Here is a 21,543-nt window from a genome sequence, read left to right as displayed (position 1 = left end):
CGGCCAGGGCAGGAGGGGCGGGGGTGGACACTCTGCGGTAGCGGTGATCGTGTATAAATCAGTGGAGCACGGTTTGCTGCCTTCGGCTTGCGCGTTCCCACGCGATCCATACGATCGGAATCGCGCCGTCCCATGACAGGGAAGAGTTCCCTCGTATGTCAGCGTACCTCGCGCGAAGATTGGGAAGAAGATGCTCGAAAGAGATTTCCGGGCAAGTGATATAGCCGAAGATACCCAGGTACAACGCAGGCGCGAATTCGCTGAAGAGCAAGTCGTGACGGAAGAATGGGGCGTCTTGGTAGTGTGTTGCCCAGTAGGCTAGGCCGCCACGGCTGGTGGCGCAGGGAAGCGCGTGCATGAAGTAAGCCCCGACAGGAGTAGATGGATGCACAAGCTTGCGCTGCTGAGCCGTGATACGCGATATGGCGCTTCAGTCAACTGACGAGTGGTCACCAACATCCTCGTAGAGTTGATCGCCCTATCAATAGCTGTTACACCGTACACCCCTTCTAGGGTGAATGCCAGCTATTTATTTTTTCGTAATGCGGCTGGTTAAATGCGCTATAGCGCATACTCGTGATCCTGCTGCACAGGGCGAGGGGCGATGGATCGGCATATCGAGTGGTTCCAGTACACCCTGTCGAACGAGCAGACGACCAGATGATCGCGCTGGACGCATTGCATGAATGTGGATGCCGGCGTGTGGATCGAGCACTGTCTCCGTTCAGAGAAGCAGTTGAACGATCCTTGGGCAGAGAATTTCTCTCTATTCATTGCATGCTTCGCCGTGAATTTTTGGGCTTCCAATGATCGAAGCTCGACTACATAAGCTGATGCAACAAACCAAGTGGCATGGCAAGCTCAACCCTGTGAATCACTAAGGTGCTCATGCAGCAGAGTTTTGACATCGCCATTGGGCGATGTGGTCGGTCGATGGGAACGAGGTGATCGTACAACTGGACACGGCGATGGTTAGTCGCTTGGTATCAGGACACTCCTGGAACAGAAACGGGGCTATTAGACTGCGATTTTCACCGGCCCTGTGCAGCGCATCGCTGCCGCCGCAGGCGGGACGCGAGGCATTTCTCGATCGAGACGCCATCCTCAGAAGCCCGTCGGGGCGCTTTGACTTGCTCGGTGACGGCCAATACATAATGATTCGACTGAAGGCGCTAGCGGCGAATACGGAGCCTCAGTCTTTGGTACCATCGGTCACGCTGACTTGGTCGGAACGATCTCAGCGTCGGCGATCCAGGGCTTAGCTCTTTTGTTGAGCGACCAATGTGGGCTGTCCGCCGCGGGTGGGCGTTAGTCGCGATGCTCTGCGGCGCATCAACACAAACACGTTTCCCGGAATTGGCTAGTACAGTTTCAACGGAATGCCACTAACTGAGCGCTCTCGATAGTCTTCACGCACCTCTCGGCAACAAGGCCCCGACATGGCGAACCGACGACACACTACGGGGCGGGCGTCATAGATAGCGCAACACATGCGTGCCGGGTCGATGGCGACGCACCAACCTTCTTCGTTTCGTGCCATGACCGTAAGTCCACTGAACGTATGCGTCGTTAGATGATCCGGTATCCGATCCTCAGGTTGGACGACTACCGTCAATCGGCAGCAGACTGCATCGCAACTTGCGCACAATGATTTCTTCGAGGTGGTTGGGGTGTTCAGCGCCTAATCCATGTTGCGGGGGGTAAGAGAGATTTCACTTAGCGGTAGCCTAGCACCTGCGAGTATGAGTTTCCGGCGATGGCTCGCCGCTGATTTTGGCCTGCGATGCCTCAGCTTTGGACGATACTCAGCCGCTGGCTGCGCCTGCACAGGCGCTGGTGGCGCCGGCGCCGCGTCGCCGTCCACGCCGCGGTGCAAGTCGAAGGGCCGCTGCGGTCGCAGTTGTTCAGCGTCGAACAGATGGAACGGCATGGCGAGGCGTTGGCGCGCCAGCATCAGCTGCGCGCCCGTGCCGGACCAGAACGGCTGCTGGCCCGGCTGGGGCAGAACGCGAGTCTATTGGATGACGCTTACTTGTTACTTACGCGGATGGTCCGTGACGATATGCGCGTCACGCCAGCCGCCGAATGGCTGCTGGACAATTACTACCTGATCGAAGAACAAATTCGTACCGCGCGCCGGCATTTGCCGAAGGGCTATAGCCGCCAACTGCCATGTCTGAGCCGGGGCGAATCGTTCGGGCTACCTCGCGTCTACGACCTCTCGCTCGAAGCCATCGCGCACGGCGACGGCCGCGTCGACGGCGAAACACTCAGCCGCTTCGTCGCCGCCTATCAATCGGTCGCGCCTTTGAAACTAGGCGAGCTGTGGGCAATCCCGATCATGCTCAGGCTGTCGTTGATTGAGAATCTGCGCCGCATGGCGGTGCGGGTGATGCGCGATGGCGCCGATCATCGGCTGGCGCGCGAGTGGGTTGACTTGCTTGACAAGACCGCCGCTGAAAGCCCTAAGGACGTCGTTCTGATCGTCGCCGACATGGCACGTTCGCAGCCGCCGTTGACCGGCGCGTTCGTGTCCGAACTCACCCGCGGCTTGCAAGCGCGCAGCTCGGTGCTGTCGATGCCGGTCGCGTGGCTGGAGCAATGGGTCGCCGACGGCGGCCACAGCATCGAGGGCTTGGTGCATCTGGAAAGCCAGCAGCAGGCGGCGGACCAGGTGTCCATCAGCAACAGCATCGGCAGTCTGCGCTTCCTGGCCAAGATGGATTGGCGCGAGTTCGTCGAAGACAGTAGTTGGATCGAGCGCCGCCTGCGCGAGGATCCGGCCGGCACTTACGCGCGCATGGACTTCGGCACCCGCGACAGCTACCGCCACGTGGTAGAAAAGCTGGCGCGGCTGGGCGGCGTCAGCGAACAGCAGGTGGCCGACATCGTGCTGCAGCTGGCGCAAACGGGCGCGCAGGTAAGGGCGGCCGACGACAATCTAGGGCACGTGGGCCACTACCTGGTCGACGAGGGATTGGTGCGGACCCGGGCCCAGGTCGCCGTCGCTGCGGGGCGGCCCCAGCCGAGCTTGCGCTGGCGTCCGGCGAGGATTCCGCTGCCGGTCTATCTGATACCGATCACCGCGATCGCCGGCTTATTCGCCTGGGGCGTGCTGTCGCAGTATGCAGCCACTGTCGTACCTGTGTGGTTGCTGGCGATCCTTGCGGCGATCGTGTTCAGCGAGCTCGGCATCGCCCTGGTCAACTGGGCCGCAACCTTGCTGGTGGCGCCGCGGCCCTTGCCGCGCATGGATTTCTCCAAGGGCGTTCCGGAGCACTCGCGCACCCTGGTGGCGGTGCCGTGCATGTTCGGCAGCGCGCAGGGCGTGGACAGCTTGGTCGAAGGCCTGGAAGTCCGCTTCCTGGCCAATCGCGACCGCCACATCCACTTCGCGCTGCTGAGCGATTTCCTCGATGCCGACCGCCAAGAACTGCCGAGCGACGACGCGCTGCTGGCGCGCGCCGCGCAACAGATCGAAGCGCTGAACGCGCGCTATGCCCCCGACAGCGGCGACCTGTTCTTCCTGTTCCATCGCGCGCGCCAGTGGAACCCGCGCGAAGGCTGCTGGATGGGCCACGAGCGCAAGCGCGGCAAGCTGTCGGCGCTGAACCGGCTGCTACGCAGCGGCCGCCACGCCGAGTTCGCGCGTGTGGTCGGCGACACCGCGCCGCTGCGGCAGGTGCGCTACGTCATCACCCTGGACAGCGACACCCGCTTGCCACACGACGCCGCGCGCGCCTTCATCGGCACCATGGCGCATCCGCTCAACCGCCCGCACCTGGACGCCGGCCAGGGCCGGGTGGTGCGCGGCTACGGCATCCTGCAGCCCAGCGTCGGCACCATCCAGAGCGAGCGTCGCGCGACCCGGTACGCGCGCATGTTCGGCAACGAGCCGGGCATCGACCCATACACTCGCACCGTATCGGACGTGTATCAGGACCTGTTCGGCGAAGGCTCCTTCGTCGGCAAGGGCATCTACGACGTGGATGCGTTCGAAGCGGCGCTGGCGGAACGGCTGCCGGACAACCGCATCCTCAGCCACGACCTGTTGGAAGGCTGCTACGCCCGCGCTGGGCTGGCCAGCGACGTGCGCCTGTTCGAGGACTATCCCTCGCGCTACGCCGCCGATGCCAAGCGGCGCTCCCGCTGGATACGCGGCGACTGGCAATTGCTGCCCTGGCTGCTGCCGTGGGTGCCGCGCGCGCAAGGCGGCTACGAACGCAATCCGCTGACCTGGCTCTCGCGCGGCAAGCTGCTGGACAACCTGCGCCGCAGCTTGGTGCCGCCGGCGGCGACCGCCTTGCTACTGATCGGCTGGTTGGCATCGCCCAATCCGCTGGCCTGGACCGCCTGGCTGCTGTGCCTGTGGTTCCTGCCGGTGCTGCTGCCGGCGCTGCGCGATGTGGTGGCGGTGCCACCGGACGTGCCGCTGGAAACGCATGCGGTGCGGGTCGGCAAAGCCGCCGTGCGCCAATCGCAACGCGCCGCGGTCGGCTTGGCCTGCCTGCCTTACGAAGCCGTGCTTAGCCTGGGCGCGATCTCGCGCACGCTGTGGCGTTTGACGGTCAGTCGCCGCCATCTGTTGCAATGGAATCCATCCAGTGAAGTCGAGCGCAGCCTGGGCCGGGTTGCCGACGCCGAACTACGCAGCATGTGGGCCGCGCCGGTGTTCGCGCTGGCGGTGGCGGCGCTGTTGGCCGCGCTGCGGCCGCAGTCGCTGTGGGTTGCGGTAGCCTTGCTGGGCCTGTGGCTGGTCTCGCCGGCGCTGATGGCGTGGCTCGGTCGGCCGCCGGCGGAGCGCGACGCGGATCTATCCGCTGCGCAATTGGCCTTCCTCGGCCGGCTGGCGCGCCGCACCTGGAATTTCTTCGAAGTCCACGTGAGTGCGCAGGACCACTGGCTGCCGCCGGACAACGTGCAGGAACACCCCAGCCTGGTGGTGGCGCGGCGCACTTCACCGACCAACATCGGCCTGTCGCTGCTGGCCAATCTGTCGGCGCACGATTTCGGCTACGCGCAGACGGATGCGGTGATGGAACGCACCCACGCGACCTTCACCACCCTGGACCAGCTGGCGCGCCATCGCGGGCATTTCTACAACTGGTACGACACCGAGACCTTGCAGCCGCTGCCGCCACGCTACATTTCGACGGTCGACAGCGGCAACCTCGCTGGGCATCTGCTGACCTTGCGGCAGGGCCTGCTCGGCCTCATCGACGCGCCGGTGCTAGCGCCGAGCACGTTCGCGGGTTTGGCCGACACCTTGGGCGTGCTCGAAGAAGTCCGCCGCGGCGCCAGCCGCGTCGACGGCGCCCTGGACGAAGCGGTGAGCGAATTTCGCGCCGCGCTCGAGCCGGCATCGGCGCAGTCGCCTGGCAGTGTGCGCGATGCGGGGCGAGTCTTGCGGAAACTGACCGAACGCGCCGACGCGGTGTCGGCGGCATGGCCGCAAGCCTCGTCCGCCGGCGACGGCCGCTGGGCGGTCGCGCTGGTCGACGCCTGTCGGTCCGCGCTCGCCGAACTGCAGTTCTTCGCGCCCGATTCGGACGCGCGAGCCGAGGGTGCCGACGGCGCCGAGCCACCGATCCCGACGCTGCGCGAACTCGCGATGCGGCCCGCCAGCGCGCAGGTGCAGGCCAGGGCACGCGAACGTATCGAGCGGCTTGAACGCCTCGCGCACGTGGCCGGGCAGTTCTCGCTGATGGAGTACGAGTTCCTGTACGACCGCCCGCGCCGGCTGCTGTCGATCGGCTACAACGTCGACGAACACCGCCTGGACGCCGGTTATTACGATCTGCTGGCCTCGGAAGTGCGGCTGTGCAACTTCGTCGCCATCGCCCAGGGCCAGCTCCCGCAGGAGAGCTGGTTCGCGTTGGGCCGGCTGCTGACCGAGGTCAACGGCGACGTTGCGCTGTTGTCGTGGAGTGGTTCGATGTTTGAGTACCTGATGCCGCAGCTGGTGATGCCCAGCTATCCGGACACGCTGCTCGACCAGACTTCGCGCCACGTGGTGGACGCGCAAATCGCCCACGGTGCCGAGCGCGCGGTGCCGTGGGGCGTATCCGAATCGGGCTACAACGCCGTCGATGTGCGCATGAACTATCAGTACCGCGCGTTCGGCATCCCCGGGCTGGGGCTCAAGCGCGGGCTCGACCAGGACCTGGTGATCGCGCCCTACGCCAGCATGCTGGCGTTGATGGTGGCGCCGGAAGCCGCTTGCCAGAACCTGCAACGGCTGACGGAAGCGGGTTTCGCCGGAGAATACGGCCTGTACGAGGCCATCGACTACACCGCCACGCGGGTGCCGCCCGGCCAGGACTGCGTAGTGGTGCGCTCGTTCATGGCCCATCACCAGGGCATGGGGCTGCTGGCGCTGGATCATCTGCTGCGCCAGCAACCCATGCAGCGGCGTTTCGTCGCTGATGCCGAGTTCCAGGCCACGCTGCTGCTATTGCAGGAGCGCATCCCGCATACCGGCGTGTTCCATCCGCACGAATCCGAAAGCACGGGCGCGCGCACCGCCAGCGCCGAGACCGAAACCCAGCTGCGCATCCTGCGCAACCCCAGCGCCGCGCGACCGTCGGTGCAACTGCTGTCCAACGGGCGCTACCACGGCCTGTTGACCAGCGCCGGCGGCGGCTACAGCCGGCACCAGGAGATGGCGGTGACGCGCTGGCGCGAAGACGCGACCCGCGACCACTGGGGCAGCTTCTGTTATTTGCGCGATGTCGCCAGCGGCGAGTTCTGGTCAGCTGCACTGCAGCCTACCTGCGTGCCGGTGGAGCACTACGAGGCGATCTTCTCCGACGCTAAGGCCGAGTTCCGTGGACGCAAGCGCGGCTACGACAGCCATATGGAAATCGCGATATCGGCCGAGGACGACATCGAGTTGCGCCGGCTGCGCCTGACCAACCGCAGCCGGCATGCGCGCACTATCGAAATCACCACCTACGCCGAAGTCGTATTGGCGCCGGCCATCGCCGATGAATTGCACCCGGCCTTCAGCAATCTGTTCGTGCAATCGCAGATCCTGCGGCAAAAGCAGGCGCTACTGTGCACGCGGCGGCCGCGCTCGCACGACGAGACGCCACCGTGGATGTTCCATCTGGTCGCCGTTCATGATGCCGAGATTGGCGCGATCTCCTACGAAACCGACCGCGCGCGCTTCCTCGGCCGCGGCAATACCCCGCGCGCGCCGCGCGCGCTGACCCTCGACGAAGCCTTGTCGGACACTGAAGGTTCGGTGCTGGACCCGATCGTCGCGATCCGCTGCCGGATTGAACTGGCGCCGGGACAGACCGCGATGATCGACACCATCCAGGGCGTGGCCGCGGACCGCGCCGCCTGCGAGGAACTGGTCGACAAATACCGCGACCGCCGCCTGGCCGACCGCGTATTCGACCTGGCCTGGACCCACAGCCAGGTAGTCCGCCGTCAGATCAACGCGTCCCAGGCCGATGCCCAGTTGTACGAGCGTCTGGCGGGCTTGATCGTGTACGCCAATCCCTTGCTGCGCGCCGATCCCGGCGTGCTGTTGCAGAACCAGCGCAGCCAGTCGGGCCTGTGGGGGCATGCGATCTCCGGCGACCTGCCGATCGTGCTGCTGCAGATCGCCGATGCCGACAATATCGAACTGGTGCGGCAGATGGTGCAGGCGCATGCGTACTGGCGGCTCAAGGGGCTGCGCGCCGATCTGGTGATCTGGAACGAGAGCACCGCCGGTTACCGGCAGCAGCTGCAGGACCAGATCTTGGGCATGGTCTCAGCCGATCCGGAGGCCAACATCCTCGAACGACCCGGCGGCATCTTCGTGCGGCCGGCGCAGCAGATCTCGCAGGAAGACCGCGTGCTGTTGCAATCGGTGGCGCGGGTGATCGTCAGCGACCAGCGCGGCACCTTGGCCGCGCAGATCGGCCGCCATGTGCCGACTGAGCAGGTCCCACCTGCGCTGGCGTTCGCCGGCGAAGCCGAGGCGGCGCCGGATCCACAGGACGCGACGGCGATGTGCGGCCTGCCGCCGCCGCGCGAGGATCGCGACGAAGACGATGCGTGGCCGTTCGGCGCGGTTGCCGACGAATTCGTGTTCGACAACGGTATCGGCGCCTTCTCCGCCGATGGCCGCGAGTATGTGATCGTCTCGCGCGAGGGCGCGCCAACGCCGGCGCCCTGGTCGAATGTGCTGGCCAACGCCAAGCTCGGCACCGTGGTCAGCGAGAGTTCGCCGGGCTACACCTGGTTCGAGAACGCGCACGAGTTCCGGCTCACGCCCTGGCACAACGACCCGGTCGCCGACGTCGGCGGCGAGGCGTTTTACCTGCGCGACGAAGACACCGGCCGGACGTGGTCGCCGATGCCGCTGCCGTGCCGGGGCCGCGGCAGCTACCGCACCCGCCACGGTTTCGGCTACACCGTTTACGAGCACGTCGAAGACGGCATCGCCAGCGAGCTGTGGGTGTATGTCGCGGTCGAGGATGCGGTGAAGTACTCGGTGCTCAAGCTACGCAACCTGTCCGGGCGCGCGCGGCGGCTGTCGGTGGTCGCCTACGTGGAATGGGTGCTGGGCGACCTGAGGGCGAAATCCCAGTTGCATGTGGTCAGCGAGCTGCACGCCGACAGCGGGGTGCTGATCGCGCGCAATCCCTACAACACCGAGTTCAACGGCTGCGTCGCCTTCTTCGACACCGACGCCGACGGTTGCAGCTACACCGCCGACCGCACCGAATTCCTCGGGCGCAACGGCAGCCTCGGCGATCCCGTGGCCCTGCGCCGCGAACGCCTGTCGGGCCGTCTGGGCGCCGGACTGGATCCGTGCGCGGCGATTCAGGTACCGATCGCCCTGGCTGATGGCGAGCAGGGTGAAACTGTGTTCCGCCTCGGCGCGGGCAGAAGCTACGCCGAAGCAACGGAACTGGCGGGCAGGGTGCGCGGCACGCAGCGCGCGCACGATGCGCTCGACGCCGTGCGCATCCACTGGCACGGTCTGCTCTCGACCGTGCAGGTGAAAACGCCGGATCCCAGCGTCGATGCGCTGGCCAACGGCTGGTTGCTGTATCAGACCCTGGCCTGCCGTTACCTGGCGCGCAGCGGCTATTACCAGTCCGGTGGCGCTTTCGGCTTCCGCGACCAGTTGCAGGACAGCATGGCGACGGTGCACGCCGCTGCGGCTTTGAGCCGCGAACATCTACTGCTATGCGCGGCGCATCAGTTCCCGCACGGCGACGTGCTGCACTGGTGGCATCCACCCCAGGGTCGCGGTGTGCGCACGCGCTGTTCCGACGATTATCTGTGGTTGCCGATGGCGGCCTGCCGCTACCTGGAAGCGACTGGCGATGCCGGCGTGCTGGACGAGGAGGTGGGCTTCATCGAGGGGCGCCCGGTCAATCCGGACGAAGAGTCCTATTACGACTTGCCGGTCGCGTCCTATCTACGGCAATCGTTCTACGAGCATTGCGCGCTGGCGATTCGGCGCGGCTGCGACCTGCTGGGCGAACGCGGACTGCCGCTGATCGGCACTGGCGACTGGAACGACGGCATGAATCGGGTCGGCCACGCCGGACGCGGCGAAAGCGTCTGGCTGGGCTTCTTCCTGTTCGATGTCTTGCAGCGTTTCGGCGAAGTGGCACGATCGCGCGGCGACGACGACTTCGCGCAATACTGCCGAACCCATGCGCAGCGCCTGCGCGAGAACATCGAAGCCCACGCCTGGGACGGGCAGTGGTACCGCCGCGCTTGGTTCGACGACGGCACCCCATTGGGCTCGTCGGCGAACGGCGAGTGCCGGATCGACTCGATCTCGCAGAGCTGGTCGGTGCTGTCCGGCGCGGCCAATCCGGCGCGGGCTTGGCAGGCGATGGACTCGCTCGACCGCCATCTGGTACGGCGCGACGCGGGCCTAGTGCAACTTCTCGATCCGCCGTTCGACCGCCTCGCCAAGGATCCCGGCTACATACGCGGCTACGTGCCCGGCGTGCGCGAGAACGGCGGTCAGTACACGCACGCCGCGGTGTGGGCGGCGATGGCCTTCGCCGAGCAGGGCGACACCGTGCGCGCCTGGGAACTGGCGCGCATGATCAATCCCATCGGCCATGCGTTGAATGCCGAGGACACCGCGCGCTACAAGGTCGAACCCTATGTACTGGCCGCCGACGTATACGCCGTGGCGCCGCATGTGGGGCGCGGCGGCTGGACCTGGTACACCGGCTCGGCGGGCTGGATGTACCGTTTGCTGACTGAATCGTTGCTTGGCCTGCAGCGCAGCGGCGACCGCCTGCGCCTGCGGCCCTGTCTGCCCGCCGATTGGCCCGAGTACCGGATGCGATACCGCTACGGCGCCAGCTTGTATTCGATCCTGGTGCGGCAGGGCGGGGCGGCAAACAAGAGCTTGACCCTGGACGGCGTGGAACAGCCGGGGTTCGAATTCGCGCTGGTCGACGATGGCGGCGTCCATCAGGTCGACGCGCATTGGCCGGGTGCGCCGGCATAATGGCGACGGCGCAACTGGACGCAAGGCTTGATCGTCTGGCGCGGATGCTGCCGCACTGGCTCGAGAACGCGCGGCATCGCGTGCAGTTCTGGCCTCAGTTTCATGCTTTAGCCATGGACATCCTGACGCAGGCCGACGATGGTGGCCGCGTGCATGTCTTGCACCGTCTAGACGCGATGCTTCTGGCTAACGGCGTACTCAGGAGGAACGCCGAGTGCAACGAACGAGTGCCGCCGTGCTTGCTATAGACATCAGGTGCGTGCGCTCAATGATCAATAAGCACAGAGCACGAACGACAAGCCTAAGACCGCAGTAGGACTCTACTGCGACTCAGCGTTTAGCCTATCGATGCCAAATGATGGTGGCTACCTAAGACCTGTGTACGATCGTCTCGTCGCATCGAGTGCCCGGAAATTTGCGCAATTTAAGAGCCGCGGTGGCATTTGCCGCCAGTATATGGGGCTGTGCACAGGCGTTTCGAATGCATGTGTTTCCGCTTTACGAGCAGGAATGCTGGGGCAACGATTTTGGTGGAAAAGTTGATGGGGCCATAGTTCTTGCCGCCGGTTTGGCTGCGCGGTGCATACCAATCTTGCGACTGCGAACTTCGTGAGTCACCACATTTAGACTTCGCTCTGACCATGCTTCTCGGCTTTGTTCCAGATGTGCTTGAGCTCTGGGGGATCTGCACGCTTTCAGCAGTTCAGCGGCGAGCCGTCTTGCGGCGGCGCTGACAGCCACCGTTTGGGCGGGCTCGGCTTGCAATGCGGTCGTCACGCTCACCTAACTCCAATAAGAGGATAGTCATAGAGCTGCGGTGCAATGCCGCAATGGCTACTCAAGCCGCGTCGCGCTTTCACCCAGTCTCCGCATTGAGCTCGCGCCTCTGGCAATCAGGGGCTATTGGCTACGGCCATCTCGGATTTGCACCAGCAGGTCCAGCTTAGGAAATTCTCATGAACGCGAATCAAGACTCCAGCCGCCCGGCGCTCAATCTTGCGGATACAGCCGCTACCAACGGTACCTTCAACATCTTCCTGCAGGCCGTCGACAAGGCAGGATTGAAGGAAGTGTTGAGTGGAGTTGGCCCCCACACCGTCCTCGCTCCCACCGATGCGGCATTCGACAAGCTGCCGGTCGGTAGGCTGGACGAGTTGTATCAGCCGGATAACCAAGCGGAACTGGCGGACATCATCAACTACCACGTAATCAGGGGACGCCGTACTTCGTCGGAACTGGGCAAGTGGTCGACGGCGCGGACAGCCCATGGCCAGGAGGCCCCCATCAGTCGAGATGGCGGGAAGGTGACGATCGACGGCGCCAACATCACCATGCAGGATATGGATTCGACTAACGGCATCCTCCATGGTATCGACAAGGTCAATATCCCGGACTCCAAGTCCAACGCATCGATCTAGGTGCGCGGAGTGGCGACGACATCATTGTCGCCGCCACGCGAGCCTGGTTTACAAAAAAGCCGGTGGGCCGAAACAGTCCATATTGGTTGCATCTTCGGTGGCAACGCTCATGAAGACGCACTTCATCCAGCCGCTAGAAGGAGGCGCGCGCACCGACGCCGAAGCGCGAGTCGCTCAAGCGGAGGCCGCCGAGCAAGTAGCGGAGAACGAGGGTTGGCCTTCTGTAGAATCTTGTCAGCCCGATTTGCCTGCGTCGGCCACTCCGTGGCGATAGCGCTGTTAACGCGAGTTTGAGGCGGAGAATAGTGCCAAATGAATGCTATTACAGTAATTTCATTGGTAGGCTTTGTCCTGGCTCTTTCCGCTGAATCAGTGATTCAATTTCGATTCTGGCGGATGATGCAGGACAATCACCCGGCCCAGCTGAAACACTTCAACGAAAGCTTAGGGAATGGATCTGGATACAGGGCGGCGAGGGTGGCCATGTTGTATTTACGAGACCGAAGCTTCCGGCTTAGCTTGAATGGCGCCGGGTCGGGCTATTGCAACGACAATCGGAGGTCGATGATCTTCTCCTACTGGGCCACAGCCATTACGGGGTGCATACTCCTCGTTGCACTGATCGTGTACGGCTGGTAGAGCACCGAATCGCACAAACTGCTGTGGGCCGCCGCCGCCCCCTTTTTTTGTGCATGCCGCTTTATGTAAGCAGCATGCATCAGAAAGACCCGATGTAGATCGAGATCCGCAATCACAGGGCGTCCGCCGCACTAAGTCCAGCAGTGGCGGCGCTGGGTTCAGCGGTTATAGAGCAGTCCCACCGAATGATTAATCCGCGCGAACGTCGGTGAGGTCTCCTTGCATGCCGTATCAGGTCCAGCAGATGGGAGCGCAGCCCGCGCGGTACGCGCGCGACTAGCACGGCCCAATGGCGCTCGAAGTTGGACGCGCGCTCGGCGTCGTGGGCGTCCAAGGTCTCACCGACCTCGAGGACGTCGAGCAGGGCGCCGGTGCGCGCCTTGGCGCGGCGGATCGAGAGGGGGCATGCGGACGGCTCAGGCGTGTGGGATGCGCGGTGACTGGGCATCGAGCGCGGCCGGCGGGGGCGTTGTGGCCTTGGGGACCGGTCCAGCTCGGCCAGGCCGGTGGGACGACCGCGGCGGTAGGGCCGCGGGACGGCCCGGTGTAGGCCAAGCGCGCGTCGACGGACGTGGCCGCAACATTGCGGCCTCAGGATGCGGACATGCCCATCGCTGAAGGGCCGTGTGTAGGGCGCAATGATTGGAGTCGCACTGTGGCGCTTAGACTGCGACCGTTAACGCACGACGTCCGCGCAAACGTCGCCTTCGGTGAGGTAAGAAAAAACCTTATACGCACGGGTAAAGACGGCCACCTTGCAGGAATGCTCCACGCCGCTCTTGCTGCGATAACCCTTCTCGTAGGTCAGTCGCGATTCGCCCTGCATAATGTCGGTGGTGGCTGACGGGGAGCCCCAATGGGCGCGGAACTCGGCCTCGGTACGGCCAACCCAAGCTTCGAGCAGCGCCGCGCCGGCTTGACGACTGCGCGAACTATCGGCCTTTGCGCCGGCGTGGATGCGCGCATAGTCGTAGTCGAAATATGCACGCCCGGAGCAATTTGGCGACGACACCAAGCAACCGGCGCCGTTCGCCGCGGCACACTGGGTCAGCGCGTCCACCCGCGCTGCTTCCGGATAGGGGCTTTCAGCCACGAACGGCGCGCCGCCTTTCTTCGGCCACGCCGCCACCAGACAGCTGTTGCTGTGCGCGGCGATCAGTTTGCACGCCGGCCCGGTGCAGCGCTCTTTTGCGGATTTCTCTGCATCGGCCTGCGACAGTGCATTCGCCGCCGAATACACGATCTTACCGTTGCCGGCCAGCGCGCCGAAGTACTGTCGATCATCGCCAGCAATTTCGAACAAATGCGTACGCTGCTGCGTGCTCATGCCGCCGGTTTGAAGCAAGCCGCCCGCGACGCCCGAGCACAGCGGCTCGCCGCGCAGATTGCAGATCTTGTCAGGGCTTTTGGCATTGCAACCGCTCAGCGCGCCGCGACTGGCGGCGATCTCGTCTTGGCCCACCGCGCTGGCGAACTGCGTGTCGGCATTGAATGCCAGCGCGATGCAGGCGTTGTTCGCGCTCGCCATCAGCGTGCAGCCTTGCCCACCCTGATCGGCGCACTGCTTCAGGGCCGCGCTTTCGGCTTTGCGTTGATTCCCAAGATCGCCGGCGAGGCCAACCTGCGCCAGTCCCGGCGACGCTGCGACAGCGCCCCAACCCTTGCGCGCTTGGGCGCCGGCCTTGGCCTGCATCAATTCCATCGGACTGTCCGGAGGCGGTAACGGCTGATTCTGCGCCGTGGCTTGCATTGCTTGCTGATAGGGGACGACCACGTTCTGCACGAAATTCTGCATGCACTGCTGCTGTTGTTGGCCGCCGGACACCGAGCATTGCGCGCTCGCCTGGACGCTCCAGCCTAGAAAGAGCAAGGCCGGCAGAAGGATTTTTCTCATCGAGTTCATGGGAAGGCCTTTGGGTGGGATAGTTCCATTTATGGTCACGAGCGATTTTCCTGATTGCATCGTCAAGAAAATCGCATGCATCTCGCCATGAACTACGGCATAAGTGATGCGATAAAACGCCCGTGCCACTCTGGGTAGGCGCTCTTACCTTCTTAGCTGGAGGTAGGAAATATGGCGAATATACAGAACGTCTGCTATCCGCGCAGCCCTCTGTGCTTAGGCTTCAACTGCGTGACCTGCTCGGCTCATAGTAGCGGCGGATAGATCGCCCATCGCTGCGCCGCCACCTAGACCGCGGCTTCGCCGCATTTGGCGATAGCTCGGAGGCATTGCTCAGCGAATCCGGGGTAATTCCATCAAGAGATGGAGACGCGCGAACGTTGGCGAGGTGTCCCGCGCGTCCCGTTCCACCTGCAGCAGCTGAGCATGCAACCCTGGCGGCGCCCGGGCCACCAGCGCGGCCCAGTGGCGCTCGAATTTGAACGCGCGCTCGGCGTCGTGGGCGTCCCAGGTCTCCGACCTCGACGACGTAAGTAGAGCGGCGGCGCGCGCTTTGGCGCGGCGGACCGAGAGCGGCATCGCGGCGAGCTCAGGGCTGGGGGCTGGGGGCCGCGGGGCGACCGGGCGCGCGTCGCGGCCGGTGGCGGCGGGGCAGCCTCCGCGTGCAGGCGGTCCAGCGCGGCCAGGCCGGCGGGGCGGTCGCGGCGGTAGGGGCGCGGCGTCGGCCAGGCGCACCTCACCCGCGGCCGCGCGCAGGGTCCGCAGCAAGGCGAGGGCGGTGTCGATTCGGGCGAAGCGACGACGAACGCTGCTGCGCTCGGCGGTCAGCACGGCATCGCGCAGGGCTCACTGCACCCACAGAATGTAGCCGTCGAAGCGGCTAGGCAAGATGTAGCCGCGCACGGCGCCGGCAGTTCGATCAGGATGGCCTGGGACAGCGCTTTCATCGTCGCGGGTCCCGACACTCGGCGGTTTGGGAGACGCTACTTCCGACTCTGGCCGCCGGTCGCCGGCTCGGCGAATGCGGGGTGGCTAACGTGGCGGCTGTTGTCGCCGCCGACCTCGTCGGCCACGGGCATTGCCGATTCCTGTGGCTCGACCCCGCCAAAATCCACCCCGTGCTGGCAGGGCGGTAGCCTGCATCGTGCGACTCGGCCCCTTCGTTTCGTCCCTTTTGTTCGGCAATCGGGCGACTACGACGCTCTCAAGGAGTACTTGCTGCAGCGATGAGAACGTCGTGGAAACACAGCTCCTTCGGCGTAGTCGCGTTGATGCTTGCGTAGGCTAGCGGGGTGAGATGCGCGAGTACCATCTTCTATCTACGGCGAGAGCCCTTTTCCGCCGCAATGTTCATACAAGCTTCGTTTCATACAGTGCGGCGTATCCTCCGCGCCCCGTCGCGACGAAGAAGTGCGACCATGAGTGCCGGACATTTGATCGAACTCGGGAACGACATCACTCAGTTGTTGAGGCGCGCTCATCGTTCCGACTGTCGTCGCTTCGCTCATGGCGCGATCGCTCTGTGTGGCGAGCCCGATTTGGGGCTCAACTTCGTCGTGCTTCGCTCGGGCGCCACGCCCGACGAGCTATCGCAAATCATGGATATCGTTCTCGCCCCGTCGATCAGGGTCCTGGTTGTCGTTGAAGAAGACGCGGTGGATGTGCTGGGCTACCTAGCTAAGATTAAGATCTTTTCGACCGGAAGGCTGCCTCTTATGGAGCGCCGCGCTACGCCCGTTAAACATCCATTGGCAACTGAGGTGCGCATCGCTTCATATGAAGAGTGGCCCGCGCTAGCGCCACTAATGGCTGCTTCGTTCGTGCTGAATTCGGCATCGTGTGATTCGGCATTTCCTCCAACGCTCGCGGCGGAGGAGGGGGTCGAGCCGTGGGTATTCGAGCGCTTCGGCAAATTGCTGTCCTGCGCGGTGTTCGTTCGCGACGGCGATCGGGCCGGTCTATATGCGATGGCAACGCATCCGGCGTGGCAGCGTCAGGGTATCGGTCGCGCGTTGCTCAACGCCGCGATGCAGAGCCTTACGCTACGCGGCGTTCAAAGATTCACCGTGGCATCAACACAAAAGGGGCTGCCTTCATATCTGAGCGAGAAGTTCGCGATCGTCGCTAGGCCCCATGTCTTGGCTATTGATTCCAGGAGTCCCATGACTCAAATCCGCCATGGCCGCTATTTCCGCTGATCAGGCCGATGAGCCGGCTGCGACATCGGCTCGATCAAGTCGGCGACGGTGGTCTCGCGTCAAAAATGTATTGCAGACCGGCCAAAACGCGCAGAGGCGGTGCCGACAAGGTTTGCGTTGGCCGGCTACAGGCGATAGACGCGGCTCATCGGATGCAGAATCGCCAGCAGCGCTGCCCGTACATAGACTCCGATGATGACTACAGCGGGCAAGGTTCCGGAGAGGTTAAACAACGACATCGATGGCGTGGTGAATTCTACAAGGATAAGCAGAAGGCAGCCGGCCACGGCGGACAGCGCGGCGGCGGCAGAAATTAGCCAGGAGGCGAACAAGAGCAAGGAAATTCGTCCGTTCTGGCTGATGAGCCGATTCACGATCAATCCGCCCAGGTCTGCCAGTACTTGTTGGCTGAGCCAGAGAAGCAGGCAAGACATGACGGTCCATAGAGCGATCAATGCGGCTTGGCCCCAAGTCGGCGACACAAACTCATTTGCTGCCTCTGTGCCGTGATTGGATTGAAGCGATTCGGCGAACGAAAAGATTCCGATGCTGGTCGCTGGAGCGAGCGGCTTGTTGTCGATCAAGGGATTGCTATCGCGTGCCGTGTCGGTAGCCGGTAGGAAACGCTCAATATTCTCAATCTCCGCTACGTTAAGTTGATTGATGGGCAGGAGGGGCGTCGAGGCGGCCGGCGAAGGGATGGCGCCGCAAAGAGCCAGAAGTAAGCCGCAGATGTGCTTCATGCGATCGCCTTGATAGTCGGTGGTGCGGCAAGTTCGATCCCGCGCGAGATCGAAGACGCCTTGGCCAGCGACTGTGGGGGAAGAATGGATGTGAAGTGTGGGATAGGTAGCCGGGGAACCTGATCGGTGCGACACGCTGGTGCTTGCAAGATCTAGAGCGGATCGTTCGAACGACTTGGCCGGATGCATAGCCTGATTCATCCTTCCTCGTGGGTGCGGCCGGCCACGGCGCACTGACGATACGAACATCGGTGTTTCTAGGCTCAAGCTCGCACGCCGTGCGATGCGGCGGCGCAGTGACCGATCAGGCAGGGGCTTCGGATTCTTTTTTGGCATGGCCGGCTCCGACGACTTACCGCGACGCCCAAGCCGTCCTAAGCATGACAACTGGCGTCCGGCGTGTTTTTTGGAGTGGCGTACTTACCGGTTTAACCGCCACCGTGTAATGGTATGGGGTCGCGACCACCCATACATTGCGTAGAGGCAAGCATTGTTAAGCAGGGCGTCGTGTTCGATCCAGTTGAGGCTGGTCAAGCGTTGATAGTGATAAATCCCGGTTCTGCGGTATCCCCGTGAACATAAGATGCACGCTGAGTTTTGTGCCGCCCACCTCTCAGAACTATTGTTCATGATCACCGCAGCCGCAAAGCATGCTGGTCTATTCGGCCGCTTCGGCGTGATGGAAGTGCTGACGTGATAGCACGCCGTGCGAGAGGGTGGTTGCCTTTGTCTGTAGCGGATTAATCGGCGTTAGCTTCGGCTCCCTGCCCGCATGCCGTGCCCCACGATTGGACACAGTGGAGGCATTAGTTTGCTGAATGCCATACAAAAACGCACTGATAACTACAGGTTCGCGCAATGTCCGCATGGTGTACTTCAGCCACCAACCACTGGACGCGTAGGAGCGGAACAATGATTCTGAAGACAGGGCGCATGGCCCTGCTGTGTGCATCGGCGCTATTGCTGATGCTGATGGCGTACGCGGGCGGCGTATGTGCTCAAGGACAGGACGGGTACTGGGAACGTCAACGCGATGAGGATGAGGACGCCAGGCGCGCTGCGGCGGCTGTAGTAGGTGTTGCCGTAACCGCGGGCGTGATCGCCGAAGCGGCGAAGCAGGATGAGTGGGAACGTCGCGAGCGGGAGCGCCGCGAGCGGGATGATGCCAAGAAAGTCGCGGCGGGCGCGGTAGGCATCGCCGTGGTGGCAGGCGTGATCGCCGCCTCAGCCAAACGGGAACGCGAAAACCGCGAGCGTGCCGACTACTGCGCAAGCCGCTACGGGAATTACGACCGCCGCAACGACACCTATCGCGGTTCGGACGGCTATACCTACAACTGCCGCTGACCTAGCCAGCTCATTTAGGGAAACTCATCCCATGAACAAGAAGATTATTCTGGTTGCCCTGTGCGCCGCGCCGCTGCTGGCTCTCGCCGTCAGTTCCGACCCTAAAAAGGCCTATATCGATTTCACCTTCGTTGCGATGGACAGTAACGGTGATGGCCTTATCGACAAGCCCGAGTACGCGAAGTACCAGCAGGCGCGCTTCAGCAAGCAGGCAGATTCTATCGACGCTGCGTTCAAAGAAATGGACAAGGATAAAGACGGAAAAATAAACGAGGATGAGGCGAAGGTGGTGCCTGAGATTGCAAAGTACTTCGCGGGTCTGGACACCGATGGTGATGGATTTCTGTCGCTGAAAGAAATGCAGCAAGCAATGGTCGCTGCGCAAACAGCCGATGCCGCGAAGAACTGAGCAACTCGCCTCGGTCCCCGGCGCATAGCTCTAACAAGGGAGTCCGATTAGATCAAGTAAGTGACCACCTCATCTCTTGCTCCGATCCCGCCGTTGACTTAGGACCACGATACGGAGGATGGGCGGTCATCATCGCGGAGTCTAATGGACCAAGAAGGCGCAGGAAGAAAGAGACGACTGGACTGCCAGCTATGGGGCAGCTTCTAACCCCCCAAGCACTAGAGGGTTCTTGATCGCTGCGACCAGTTGGCCTTTGTAATCGGCCGTTTTATGATGGTGTCAAATGATCGGTCGACTGGGGGCGCTAGGGTTTCGTAGGCCCACGGTTGATGTTCACACCAATAGCGGAACGGCACTCGTGTCTGCGCGCAGGATTCGCCTGCGCGCAGCACTCAAGGCCAAGCTAAGCGCGCCTTCAAGATATAAGTGCTTCATGTTGTGCGTGGCGTTCAATTGGCACCTGGGATCCAGAGCGTCGTGGGGATGCCACGATTTCTTGGCCGCCTGATCTTCAGGCAAGGCTTAATCGCCCAGGTTTGTTAGACGCTCGTCAGTCGGTTAGTACGAACGGCTCTGCGTCAACGCCCTACATCAGCGAGACCGGATCGAGGTTGAGCCCTACAGCCGCATGGGGCGCCGTCCCCCCACGTCCTGATGACTAAGGGGCCGTGCTCAGCGAGCCCGGGGAAGTCCCTGCGAGCGATGGAGCCGCGAGAACGTTGGTGGGGTATGCCGCGCTGCCGTTCCAGCTGCTGCAGATGGGCGCGCAGCCGACGCGGCGCACGGACAACCAACGCGGCCCAATGACCCTCGAAGTTGAAGACGCGCTTGGCGTCGACTCCGTCCCAGGTCTCGCCGAACTCGAGGGCGTCGAGTAGGGCGGCGGCGCGCGCCTTGGCGCGGCAGATCGGCAGGGGCATGTGGGCGGCTCAGGTAGGAATCGCGCGGCGGCCGGGCGTGCGGCGCGGCCGGCGGAGGGGCGGCCTTGGCCAAGCGCACTTCGAGCGCGCACACGCGCGCGATGCGCGGCAAGGTAGGCGGTGTAAGCGGCGTTATCGACGGTGAACGTGCTCGGCGCAAAACTGATACCAGAATCCTCCGGCGTAGCCGGAGGATTTCCCTAGACATTAATCTCAGGGCAACCGGATCGGGCCGAAATCTAAATTAATAAAGGTTTCTACGTGCCCTTCGATGACAACATGAAATCCATCGGAGAAGTCGAGGGTGAACTTCGTGTGCACCTTTACAGGGCCTACCTTAATATCCTCTGTTCTCGATAGCACCCCGTCCTTGAACCGAATTACGACCTTGTCGGGTTCATAGCTTAAAGCTGTAAAGGTAGCTGTCAGGACGTACTCACCATCACTAGGATTGGTCACCTTCACATGCAGCGATGTTTTTAACGGTAAGTCTATGTCGAAGTCTAAAGGAAACACGGATTTACCGGTCGATGAATTAGGCGTCGCATCAGAAACTTCGGCCTGAATCTGGGCCGGAATTGAAAGCGTGCCTTTTTCGCGGCGATATTGATCTACGAGTGCTTTTGCAAAAACATCCTCGACCTCTGCGCCTCTCGGGAAATCAGAGTATTCCTCGCGATATTTTTCAATCGCGCCAGTAGAAACGAACCGGGCAAAATCCAATATCGAGTCATTCGAAACGGAGCGATCATCCATTTTGATCTCCAGGCCTTGGGGTTGAGGTTGCGCGCCATCTTGGCCAATCTTTGTGCGCATAGTGATGATATAGCGCGCGTTTATTCAAAGAAGGGCTTCCGATCACATCAAAAGGTGGTAAACACGCGCCTTCAGATCTATGGCGCTATCCATATACTTCCGAGAAAAGAGAATAGTAGTCGCGCACGCGTGATAACTTGCCCGGCATGTCAAGCTTTTCAGGTGCCTGTAAAAATCTTCCACGCGCGCAACATCTTCAGGCGATGGCCCTGTTTCGAGGTCAGGCTCACAGTGCAGTGGGTACTATTTCCCTATCCGACAATCGTATTTCCTTGCACTGAATCGTCCGGGGTTCCATAACTATTCCGCGGGCCGTAAAACGGTGACTCCATTTCGACGTCTAATTCGTCTGGGATGGCGCGTCGCGCGGAGTCGCAGCTTCGCGCCGTCTGACGATGGTTAGTGCGGTGTTCATCGATTGGGCAGCCCCATCGAACGAAGGAGTCGCCCGAACGTCGGTGAGGTGTCCCTTGCCTGCCGTCCCAGGTCCAGCAGATGACCGCGCAACCCGCGCGGCGCCCGGGCCACCAGCACAGCCCAGTGGCGGTCGAAATTGAAGGCACGCTCGGCGTCGGAAACGTCCCAGGTTTCACCCACTTCGAGGGCATCGAGCAGGGCGGCGGCGCGGGCCTTGGCGCGGCGGATCGACAGGGACATCACGGCG

General features: G+C 62.8%; 10 protein-coding genes. 5 read left to right on the top strand and 5 right to left on the bottom strand.

Features of this window, described 5'->3' with window-relative positions; genetic code table 11:
• Nucleotides 1-1,360 precede the first annotated feature (1,360 nt).
• Entirely contained in the window at nt 1,361-1,678 is a 318-nt protein-coding gene (locus JHW41_RS22810) for a YkgJ family cysteine cluster protein (protein ID WP_250451195.1), read from the bottom strand.
• Between the two features lie 105 nt (nt 1,679-1,783).
• Between JHW41_RS22810 and JHW41_RS22805 the strand changes: the two genes are divergently transcribed.
• Together JHW41_RS22805 and JHW41_RS22800 are read left to right on the top strand one after the other, a co-directional pair.
• On the top strand, nt 1,784-10,486 hold the full coding sequence (locus JHW41_RS22805; RefSeq protein WP_250447642.1) for a glycoside hydrolase family 94 protein: 8,703 nt from the start codon (nt 1,784-1,786) through the stop codon (nt 10,484-10,486).
• A gap of 956 nt (nt 10,487-11,442) precedes the next feature.
• Nucleotides 11,443-11,904, top strand: a complete 462-nt coding sequence (locus JHW41_RS22800) for a fasciclin domain-containing protein (RefSeq protein WP_057948726.1) — start codon at nt 11,443-11,445, stop codon at nt 11,902-11,904.
• A gap of 1,315 nt (nt 11,905-13,219) precedes the next feature.
• Here the strand turns inward: JHW41_RS22800 and JHW41_RS22795 are convergent.
• Entirely contained in the window at nt 13,220-14,446 is a 1,227-nt protein-coding gene (locus tag JHW41_RS22795) for a DUF4189 domain-containing protein (RefSeq protein ID WP_158229740.1), read from the bottom strand.
• A gap of 1,418 nt (nt 14,447-15,864) precedes the next feature.
• Between JHW41_RS22795 and JHW41_RS22790 the strand changes: the two genes are divergently transcribed.
• Nucleotides 15,865-16,644: a GNAT family N-acetyltransferase gene (locus JHW41_RS22790; protein WP_158229739.1), complete on the top strand. Its 780-nt coding sequence runs from the start codon at nt 15,865-15,867 to the stop codon at nt 16,642-16,644.
• 125 nt (nt 16,645-16,769) lie between these two features.
• Here the strand turns inward: JHW41_RS22790 and JHW41_RS22785 are convergent, their stop codons facing one another.
• Nucleotides 16,770-17,588: a hypothetical protein gene (locus JHW41_RS22785; RefSeq protein ID WP_138885264.1), complete on the bottom strand. Its 819-nt coding sequence runs from the start codon at nt 17,586-17,588 to the stop codon at nt 16,770-16,772.
• Between the two features lie 711 nt (nt 17,589-18,299).
• On the opposite strand from JHW41_RS22785, the gene JHW41_RS22780 reads away from it, so the two are divergent.
• Together JHW41_RS22780 and JHW41_RS22775 are read left to right on the top strand one after the other, a co-directional pair.
• Nucleotides 18,300-18,734 carry a hypothetical protein gene (locus tag JHW41_RS22780; protein WP_057948722.1) on the top strand — a complete coding sequence of 145 codons (435 nt, stop codon included), beginning with the start codon at nt 18,300-18,302 and terminating at the stop codon, nt 18,732-18,734.
• Nucleotides 18,735-18,765: 31 nt separating this feature from the next.
• Nucleotides 18,766-19,143, top strand: a complete 378-nt coding sequence (locus JHW41_RS22775) for an EF-hand domain-containing protein (protein WP_057948721.1) — start codon at nt 18,766-18,768, stop codon at nt 19,141-19,143.
• A gap of 1,133 nt (nt 19,144-20,276) precedes the next feature.
• Here the strand turns inward: JHW41_RS22775 and JHW41_RS22770 are convergent.
• Nucleotides 20,277-20,819, bottom strand: a complete 543-nt coding sequence (locus JHW41_RS22770; RefSeq protein WP_139381727.1) for a hypothetical protein — start codon at nt 20,817-20,819, stop codon at nt 20,277-20,279.
• A gap of 471 nt (nt 20,820-21,290) precedes the next feature.
• The gene (locus JHW41_RS22765) at nt 21,291-21,536 is read right to left on the bottom strand and encodes a hypothetical protein (RefSeq protein WP_250447639.1); all 246 of its coding nucleotides are present in this window, start codon (nt 21,534-21,536) and stop codon (nt 21,291-21,293) included.
• Between the last annotated feature and the right edge of the window lie 7 nt (nt 21,537-21,543).

It is taken from the genome of Lysobacter enzymogenes, from assembly GCF_023617245.1.
GTDB classification, from domain to species: Bacteria; Pseudomonadota; Gammaproteobacteria; order Xanthomonadales; family Xanthomonadaceae; genus Lysobacter; species Lysobacter yananisis.
Note: the sequence above shows the minus strand (reverse complement) of the source record. Positions and strands in the feature narration are given on the sequence as shown.

Bases quoted from the DNA above. Each gene is read 5' to 3' on its own strand.
- JHW41_RS22805 (WP_250447642.1), top strand. From the start codon at position 1,784: ATGCCTCAGCTTTGGACGATACTCAGCCGCTGGCTGCGCCTGCACAGG.
- JHW41_RS22800 (WP_057948726.1), top strand. From the start codon at position 11,443: ATGAACGCGAATCAAGACTCCAGCCGCCCGGCGCTCAATCTTGCGGAT.
- JHW41_RS22795 (WP_158229740.1), bottom strand. From the start codon at position 14,446: ATGAACTCGATGAGAAAAATCCTTCTGCCGGCCTTGCTCTTTCTAGGC.
- JHW41_RS22790 (WP_158229739.1), top strand. From the start codon at position 15,865: ATGAGTGCCGGACATTTGATCGAACTCGGGAACGACATCACTCAGTTG.
- JHW41_RS22785 (WP_138885264.1), bottom strand. From the start codon at position 17,588: ATGAATCAGGCTATGCATCCGGCCAAGTCGTTCGAACGATCCGCTCTA.
- JHW41_RS22780 (WP_057948722.1), top strand. From the start codon at position 18,300: ATGATTCTGAAGACAGGGCGCATGGCCCTGCTGTGTGCATCGGCGCTA.
- JHW41_RS22775 (WP_057948721.1), top strand. From the start codon at position 18,766: ATGAACAAGAAGATTATTCTGGTTGCCCTGTGCGCCGCGCCGCTGCTG.
- JHW41_RS22770 (WP_139381727.1), bottom strand. From the start codon at position 20,819: ATGGATGATCGCTCCGTTTCGAATGACTCGATATTGGATTTTGCCCGG.
- JHW41_RS22765 (WP_250447639.1), bottom strand. From the start codon at position 21,536: ATGTCCCTGTCGATCCGCCGCGCCAAGGCCCGCGCCGCCGCCCTGCTC.